Origin of the sequence: Streptomyces sp. SID9727 (genome assembly GCF_010550605.1) — a bacterium.
Lineage (GTDB): Bacteria > Actinomycetota > Actinomycetes > Streptomycetales > Streptomycetaceae > Streptomyces.
This window is the reverse complement of record NZ_JAAGNI010000460.1, coordinates 1-7,382: the sequence shown is the minus strand read 5'-3', so window position 1 is coordinate 7,382 and position 7,382 is coordinate 1. Positions and strand designations below refer to the sequence as shown.

9 protein-coding genes and 1 pseudogene are annotated in these 7,382 nt (G+C 73.5%); 6 read left to right on the top strand and 4 right to left on the bottom strand.

What is annotated here, in order from left to right:
- The 4 genes and pseudogenes from G3I41_RS32055 to G3I41_RS32040 all read left to right on the top strand — a co-directional run.
- Positions 1–305, top strand: a pseudogene (locus G3I41_RS32055) (histidine kinase); the annotation flags it as partial.
- Positions 302–745, top strand: coding sequence for a roadblock/LC7 domain-containing protein (locus G3I41_RS32050; RefSeq protein WP_164404044.1), 444 nt, complete (start codon positions 302–304; stop codon positions 743–745). The pseudogene G3I41_RS32055 and the gene G3I41_RS32050, both read left to right, overlap by 4 nt.
- A 9-nt stretch (positions 746–754) precedes the next feature.
- Entirely contained in the window at positions 755–1,177 is a 423-nt protein-coding gene (locus G3I41_RS32045; RefSeq protein ID WP_164404043.1) for a DUF742 domain-containing protein, read from the top strand.
- Complete coding sequence (locus G3I41_RS32040; protein WP_164404042.1) at positions 1,158–1,766, top strand: ATP/GTP-binding protein; 609 nt, start codon at positions 1,158–1,160, stop codon at positions 1,764–1,766. The genes G3I41_RS32045 and G3I41_RS32040 overlap by 20 nt, the downstream gene beginning before the upstream one ends.
- A gap of 23 nt (positions 1,767–1,789) precedes the next feature.
- Here G3I41_RS32040 and G3I41_RS32035 read toward each other — a convergent pair whose 3' ends face one another.
- The gene (locus tag G3I41_RS32035; RefSeq protein ID WP_343242265.1) at positions 1,790–2,644 is read right to left on the bottom strand and encodes an NAD(P)-binding domain-containing protein; all 855 of its coding nucleotides are present in this window, start codon (positions 2,642–2,644) and stop codon (positions 1,790–1,792) included.
- Between the two features lie 163 nt (positions 2,645–2,807).
- Between G3I41_RS32035 and G3I41_RS32030 the strand changes: the two genes are divergently transcribed.
- Entirely contained in the window at positions 2,808–3,170 is a 363-nt protein-coding gene (locus G3I41_RS32030; RefSeq protein WP_164404040.1) for a helix-turn-helix domain-containing protein, read from the top strand.
- 19 nt (positions 3,171–3,189) lie between these two features.
- Here the strand turns inward: G3I41_RS32030 and G3I41_RS32025 are convergent, their stop codons facing one another.
- Together G3I41_RS32025 and G3I41_RS32020 are read right to left on the bottom strand one after the other, a co-directional pair.
- Entirely contained in the window at positions 3,190–3,540 is a 351-nt protein-coding gene (locus G3I41_RS32025; RefSeq protein WP_164404039.1) for a DUF962 domain-containing protein, read from the bottom strand.
- A gap of 120 nt (positions 3,541–3,660) precedes the next feature.
- A complete protein-coding gene (locus G3I41_RS32020) occupies positions 3,661–4,467 on the bottom strand; it encodes a M15 family metallopeptidase (protein ID WP_164404038.1) in 807 nt (268 codons plus the stop codon).
- A 127-nt stretch (positions 4,468–4,594) separates the two neighbouring features.
- Between G3I41_RS32020 and G3I41_RS32015 the strand changes: the two genes are divergently transcribed.
- Positions 4,595–5,104 (top strand): NUDIX domain-containing protein, encoded by a 510-nt coding sequence (locus G3I41_RS32015; protein ID WP_164404037.1) that lies wholly within the window; start codon positions 4,595–4,597, stop codon positions 5,102–5,104.
- A gap of 41 nt (positions 5,105–5,145) precedes the next feature.
- Here G3I41_RS32015 and G3I41_RS32010 read toward each other — a convergent pair.
- A partial coding sequence (locus G3I41_RS32010) for a glycoside hydrolase family 31 protein (RefSeq protein ID WP_203601952.1) occupies positions 5,146–7,382 on the bottom strand: 2,237 nt, incomplete at its 5' end.

Sequence of the window (7,382 nt, the reverse complement as noted above, 5' to 3'; positions counted from 1 at the left end):
ACCGCCGCCCCGCCGTGCCCGCGCCCCGTACGCCCGAACCCGTCCCCGACACCGTGGGCGGCCTGCCCCGCCGCGTCCGGCAGGCCAGCCTCGCCCCGCAGCTCCGCGAGGGACCCGGCGCCCGCACGGCGCGGCCCGGGACGGTGGAGAGCGCCGAGGACGTCGAGCGGGACGCCGAAGAGGTACGCAGCCGTATGGCTTCGCTCCAGCGCGGCTGGCAGCGCGGCCGCCGGGAGAACGCCGAGGACCCGACGGGCCCTATGGACATCGCACCAGGAACCACTCCGGGAGGGGACGGTCCATGACCGCACCGAACGCCGCCGCAACCGAATCCGCACGCCAGGGGTCCGGTGAACTCAACTGGCTCCTCGACGAACTCGTCGAGCGGGTCGCCAGCATCCGCAAGGCGCTGGTGCTCTCCAGCGACGGGCTGCCCACCGGCGCGTCCAAGGACCTGACCCGGGAGGACGGCGAGCACCTGGCCGCCGTCGCCTCCGGTTTCCACAGCCTGGCCAAGGGCGTCGGCCGCCACTTCGACGCCGGCAAGGTCCGCCAGACCGTCGTGGAGCTGGACGAGGCGTTCCTCTTCGTCACGGCGGCCGGCGACGGCAGCTGCCTCGCCGTACTGGCCGAATCCGACTCGGACGTGGGACAGGTGGCGTACGAGATGACGCTCATGGTCAAGCGCGTGGGGAGCCACCTGGCCAACGCGCCCCGGACGGCCGGTCAGCCCACCGGGGGGTGAGCGGACGCCATGAGCGCCGCATCGCCCGGATCCCCGGAGACCCCGGAGAGGCCGCGGACCCCGCGCTGGTACGACGACGACGCGGGGCCCGTCGTCCGCCCCTACGCGATGACCCGCGGGCGCACCAGCAGTGCGTCCCGCCACCGCCTCGACCTGATCGCGATCGTCGTGCCCGGGCCCGCGGCCGACGAACCGGACAGTGACCGGAGGCTCTCCCCGGAGCACGTCGAGATCCTCGAACTCTGCGGTGAGCTGCCCCAGTCGATCGCCGAGCTCGCCTCGTCCCTGGACCTCCCCGTGGGCGTGGTACGGGTGCTGGTGGGCGATCTCGTGGACGACGAGCTGGTACACGTGACCCGACCCGTTCCGCCGGCCGAGCTGCCGGACGTGAACCTTCTCCGTGAGGTGATCAATGGCCTTCGGGCGCTCTAGCCGCGGCAGCAGGCGGCCCGTGGAGCCCGTCACCCTCAAGATCCTGGTGGCGGGCGGCTTCGGCGTGGGCAAGACGACACTGGTGGGCGCGGTCAGCGAGATCAGGCCGCTGCGCACGGAGGAGCGGCTGACCGAGGCGGGCCGGCCGGTGGACGACCTGGACGGCGTCGAGGCGAAGACCACGACGACCGTGGCCATGGACTTCGGGCGGATCACGCTCCGCGAGGACCTGGTGCTGTACCTCTTCGGCACGCCGGGGCAGGACCGGTTCTGGTTCCTCTGGGACGAGCTGGCCCAGGGCGCCCTGGGCGCGGTCGTGCTCGCGGACACCCGCCGCCTGGCCGACTGCTTCGCGGCCGTCGACTACTTCGAGCGCCGCGAGATCCCGTTCGCCGTCGCCGTCAACCGCTTCGAGGGCGCGGACGTGTTCCCGGAGGAGACGGTGCGCGCGGCGCTCGACCTGGACCCGCAGGTGCCGCTCCTGACGTGCGACGCGCGGGACCGGGCGTCGGCCCGGGACGTGCTGGTGGCCGTGGTCGAACACGCCCTGGCCCGCGCGGACCGCCCGCGCGAGCCGGTGACCACCTGAAGGGGTGCCTTGGCGAGGGCCGCTCACGCGCGGGGGCGCTTGAGACTCTCGATGATGCGGGCGAAGCCCTCCGTTCCGTGGCCGGCGTCCACCTGCCGCTCGATGAGGCGCTGGACCATGGCGACCGGTTCGGCACTCACCCCCTGATCGGTGATCGCCTCGATGAACAGGCCGAGGTTGGAGAACGTCAGGCTCTGCTGTCCCGGAACCGTGTAGTCACCGCCGTCGATGACCTCGGCGTATCCGGCGAGTTCTCCGGTCATCGCGGTCAGCCACGGGGCGGCCATCGCCGCGAATCGGCTCGCCGGCACGCCCGCCGGTGCGAGCATGGCCGCGCCCTGCATGAACCCGGCGAACATCACGTACATTGCCGAGAGCAACGCGAAGTCGTAGAGGGACGCAAGCCCGGCGTCCTCGCCGTAGTAGGTGCTGGTGGCCCACTGGTCGAACAGTTTCGTGTGCTCGCGGAAGACCTCCTGCGAACCGCTGTACAGGACCGAGGCCCCCGGCTGCCCGATCATGGAAGGCACCGCCATGATGCCCCCGTCCAGGTAGGCGATCCCCGCCCCCGCCGCCCAGAGGGCCGACTCCCTCGCCTGCTCGGGTGTGGTCGTCGTCAGATTGACGAGCCTCCGTCCCGCCAGGTCGCCCGCGAGCGGGTCGAGCACCTCGTGCACCGAGTCGTGGTCGAAGAGGCAGACGACCACCAGTGGGCTCGCCAGGACCGCCTCGGCGGCGGAGGCGGCCTCCCTCGCGCCCTCGGCGACAAGTGCCTCTGCCCTGCCCGCCGAGCGGTTCCAGACCGTGGTCCGTACTCCGGTCTTCACCAGAGCCCCGGCAAGCGCGCCGCCCATCGCGCCGAGTCCGAGAACGCTCACGTCGGTTGCGTGGATCTCGTGCATGTCCCTGCTCTCCCATGTCGTGCGGAAGGTTCCGTTGTTGCCTCAATCCTCGTGCGGGACACTAGAGTTGAACAGTACGGACTCATTGGTGCGGTACTCACCGGAAGGTAAGTGCCTGCCGGGCGGTGTGGAGGCGGTCATGGCGACAGCGGCACGACGGGGCCCCTACTTCTGCGGAATCGACGCGGCCATGGACGTCGTCGCCGGCAAGTGGAAGTCCCTGATCATCTGGGAACTGCACGAGCACGGCACACGCCGCTTCGCGGAACTGCGGCGCGGGCTCCCGGGGGTCAGCGAGAAGATGCTCGTCCAGCACCTGCGGGAGATGGAGGCGGACGGCCTCGTACACCGGGAGGTGTACCCCGTGGTGCCGCCGAGGGTCGAGTACTCCCTCACGGAGCACGGCATCACCCTCAACACCGCGCTGGAAGCCCTGGCCGAGTGGGGGCAGGACCGGATCCGGCGCATCGGCGCGGAGAAGGGCGCCCCGGGCGCCGCGTGAGGACGACGTCCGCCACGCCCTAGAAGTCGTTCTCCGCGAGCCACTTCTCCGCGGTCTGCGCCAGCTCGTGGTCGCGCCCGGCCAGCATCATGCGGATCATCTGCGCGTCGCCGCGCAGCGACCAGGCCGGGTGGCCGAAGGTGGCCGGGTTGTTCTTCTCGATCAGGAAGTGCGCGGGCCAGGCCGTGCCGTAGCCGATCAGCGGCAGCGCGGCCAGATACCGCTTCCGGCCGCGCGCCAGCCCGTACGCGCTGATGGCGAGGCCGGTCAGGGTGCCGGTGAGATGCACCCAGCGGGTCGCCGCCCGCGAGTGCATCGCGACGTAGTAGGGCCAGAACTCTTCGTACGAATCGAACGTCTGCTGTGGCATACGGGCACCGTAATGGCTGATCCGGCAACCGGAAACGGTCGGGCCGCGTCCGAAAAGGAGAACGGGCGGCCGGAACCCACGGGGGTGGTCCCGGTCGCCCGTTCCTTCGCGCCGGCCGGCTCAGTGCCCGGCGACCGACCTGCGGGCCACGGGGAAGTCGAAGTAGGTGTCGGGGAACGCCTCGGGCTGGAAGGTGTAGTGCCACCACTCCTCGGCCAGGTTCACGAAACCGGCCTTGGTGAGCGTCTTCTTCAGGAACTGCCGGTTGGCGCGCTGCACCCCCTGGATCCGGGGGTCATCGGTGTGCGAGAGCGTGTCGAAGCAGTCGAAACCGGTGCCCATGTCCACCGAGTTGTCCGGAAAACGGTCGCCCTGCGGCGCGTAGCACGGCACCGGCTTCCCGCCCGGGCGGTACGGCCCGGGCGGCAGGGCCGGCAGCCGCACGAGCGTCAGGTCCACGGTGCTGCCCCGGCTGTGCCCGGACTTCTCCGCGATGTAACCGTCCGCGAAGAGACGGGACTTGTCGACCCGGGGGTAGAACTCGCCCTTCATCGTCTCGTCGTCGAGGTCCTTCGCCCAGCGCACGAAGTGGTCCACGGCCCGCTGCGGGCGGTAGCAGTCGTACACCTTCAGCGAGTAGCCCTGTCGTAGCAGCCGGAGCTGCGCGCGGTGCAGGGCCTCGGCGGCCGGCCGGGTCAGGATGCACAGGGGCTGCCGGTACCCGTCGACGGGCTCGCCCATGAAGTTGTGGGCGGTGGGGTAGCGCATCTCCTGGATGATCGTGGAATCAACCGAACGCAGCGAGACGAACTCCCGGGGCGCCTTCGGCTCGGGCTCCGCCTGAGCCGCCGGGGCGGTGACGGTCACGGCGAACAGGGCGGCGGCGGTGGCCGCCAGGGCACGGAAAGCGGTTGCGATGGCTGTCATGAGCACATCCTCCATGGTCCGGGGGTGCCGCGAAGGCGATCCGGTACAGTCCGCGCGTGTCCGCCACCGGTCCCACGCCCGGCCACCACGAGCGCCGGCCCGGCCCCACGAGGAAACGGAGCAGCCCGTGACGTACTCCCACTGCCCCGCCTGCGGAGCCGCGTACACCGGCCTCCCGGCCGCCGACACCTGGCCCCGCACCTGCGCCGCCTGCGGCGAGACCGCCTACCGCAATCCGCTCCCGGTCGCCGTGGCCCTCCTCCCTGTCACCGGCGACGGCACCACCGGACTCGTCGTCATCACCCGCACCATCGAACCCGCACGCGGCGGCCTCGCCCTGCCCGGCGGCTTCATCGACCACGCCGAGGACTGGCAGCACGCCGTCGTACGGGAACTGCGCGAGGAGACCCGCATCAAGGCACGCCCTGAGGACGTCCGCCTCGCCGACGCCCTCAGCTCACCCGCCGGACACCTGCTCCTCTTCGGACTGCTCCCCGCACGGCCGGCCGCCGCGCTCCCGCCGTCCGCCCCCACCGACGAGACCTCCGGCCACACCCTGCTGAGGGCCCCCGCCACGCTCGCCTTCCCCCTCCACACCGAGGCCGTCCACCGCTGGTTCGCGGGACGCTACCGCTGAGCCCCCGCACCACCGCCGCCCAGTACGACGCCGCGCCATCTTCACCCACCCCGCACCCGCACCGGGCAGTCCACCGCCCCGCCGTCCCGCTCCACCACCACGCGCCCGCCCTCCAGCCGGGACGTGTACCGCTCGACCACCACCGGCTCCCAGCCGCCACCCGCGTCCCGGACCACCGTCCCGTCACCCGGGCGCCCCGCCACCGGCGCCCACACCTCCAGCTCCAGGCCACCGTCCGCACCCCGCACCGGAATCACCGCCCCCGCCCGGGCCAGCACCGGCACCCGGGACAGCGGCGCCTCCACCACCACCCGCCCCGGGCCCTCGTACACCGCCCCGCTCACCGTGTCGTACCAGCGCCCCGGCGGCAGCCGCACCGCCCGCCGCGCCACCCCCGGCTCCAGTACCGGCGCCACCAGCAGGGCGTCGCCGAGCAGGAAGGCGTCCTCGCAGTCCCGCAGCCCCCGGTCCCCGGGCGAGGCCCACCAGAGCGGGCGTACGTACGGCGCACCCGTCAGTGCCGCCAGCCGCGCCAGGGTCACCCAGTACGGCCGCAACCGCTCCCGCTCCACCAGCACCCTCCGCGCCCCCGCCAGCACCTCCGCCCCGAACTCCCACGGCTCACGGCGCCCCGCGTCGATCGCCGCGTGCGTGCGGAACAGCGGCAGGTACGCCCCCAGCTGGAACCACCGCAGATACAGCTCGGGCGACGGCGACCCGTCGAACCCGCCCACATCGGGACCCGAGTACGGCACCCCGCACAGCCCGAGCCCCAGGACCAGCGCCAACGACGCCCGCAGCCCCGGCCAGCCCGTCGCCACGTCACCGGACCAGGTGCCCCCGTACCGCTGCATCCCCGCCCAGCCCGAGCGCGAGAACAGGAACGGCCGCTCCTGCGGCCGCAGCCGCGCCAGCCCCTCGTACCCGGCCCGCGCCATCGCCAGGCCGTACACGTTGTGCGCCTCCCGGTGGTCGCCGCCGCGCCCCTCCAGCGCGTGGAGCGCCGACCGGGGCAGCGACGGATCACCGAACGCCGCGAACGACACCGGCTCGTTCATGTCGTGCCACACCCCGGAGAACCCCTGCGCCAGCCGCTCCGCGTACAGCCCGCCCCACCACTCCCGCACGCCCGGATCCGTGAAGTCCGGATACACGCACTCACCCGGCCACACCTCCCCGCGCACCTCCCGTCCCCGGGCGTCCCGGACGAACGCGCCCGAAGCGCCCACCGCCCGGCCGGAGTCGTAGACCGCGTTCCCCCCGGCCGCCGCGACCGCCGGGTCCACGATCGACACGAGCCGCACCCCGGCCTCCCGCAACTCCCCGGCGAGCCCCGGCAGATCCGGGAACCGCCCGCGGTCCACCGTGAACACCCGGTGCGCGTCGTAGTGGTCGATGTCCAGATGCAGCACCGACAGCGGCAGCCCCCGCTCCCGGTACCCCGCCACGATCCGCCGGACCTCCCGCTCCGACCCGAACCCCCACCGGGCGTGCTGCGGACCCAGCGCCCAGGACGGCGGCACCGCGGCCGCCCCCGTCAGCGCCGACCAGCCCGCCAGCACCCGGGCCGGCGTACCCGCCACCGCCCAGCAGCGCAGCGGCCCGCCCTCCACCCGCACCTCCGAGGCGCCCGGCCGGTCGTGCCCGGACCCCGCACCCTCCCGCCCCTCCCGCAACGACACCCGGCCCGCCCAGGAGTTGTCGTAGAAGACCAGGTGAGTCCCCGCGTCCGCCACCACCAGCTGCGCCGGCATCGTCAGGTACAGCGGATCGTCCCCCGGCCCGAACCGCCCGCCCGGATCCGTGTTCCACAGCGCGTAGGACCCGTCCCGCAGCCGAGGCCCCGCCGCCCGTCCGCCCATCCCGAAGAACCGCGCGTCCGCCGGAACCTCCGAACGCTGCACCCACCGCGCGTCCCCGCCCGCCACCGGCTCCCACCAGCGCGGCGGCAGCTCCCGGCGCAGCACCACCCCGCCCGGCGTCCGCAGCTCCACCGCCCCGTGCCGCGACACCGCGACCGTCAGCCGCTCCGCCACCACCTGCCAGCCCCCGTCCGTACCCGGCTCCAGCAGCGCCCGCGGATCCGCGGCGGGCGCCTCCCCGTCCACCGCGTACGACGGCCCCGGCCCCGCCCCGTCCCACCCCCAGAACACCGCCCCGCCCACCGCCACCCGGATCCGCAGCTCCGAACGGGCGAACCGCACCACACCGCCCCCGGGCCCCGGCTCCGCACCCGTCACCGGACCCGGCACCCGCGCCCGCTCCGCCCCGCGCCCCG

Coding starts and splice junctions, on each gene's coding strand:
- G3I41_RS32030 (WP_164404040.1), top strand. CDS start 2,808: ATGGCGACAGCGGCACGACGGGGCCCCTACTTCTGCGGAATCGACGCG.
- G3I41_RS32025 (WP_164404039.1), bottom strand. CDS start 3,540: ATGCCACAGCAGACGTTCGATTCGTACGAAGAGTTCTGGCCCTACTAC.
- G3I41_RS32050 (WP_164404044.1), top strand. CDS start 302: ATGACCGCACCGAACGCCGCCGCAACCGAATCCGCACGCCAGGGGTCC.
- G3I41_RS32040 (WP_164404042.1), top strand. CDS start 1,158: ATGGCCTTCGGGCGCTCTAGCCGCGGCAGCAGGCGGCCCGTGGAGCCC.
- G3I41_RS32020 (WP_164404038.1), bottom strand. CDS start 4,467: ATGACAGCCATCGCAACCGCTTTCCGTGCCCTGGCGGCCACCGCCGCC.
- G3I41_RS32045 (WP_164404043.1), top strand. CDS start 755: ATGAGCGCCGCATCGCCCGGATCCCCGGAGACCCCGGAGAGGCCGCGG.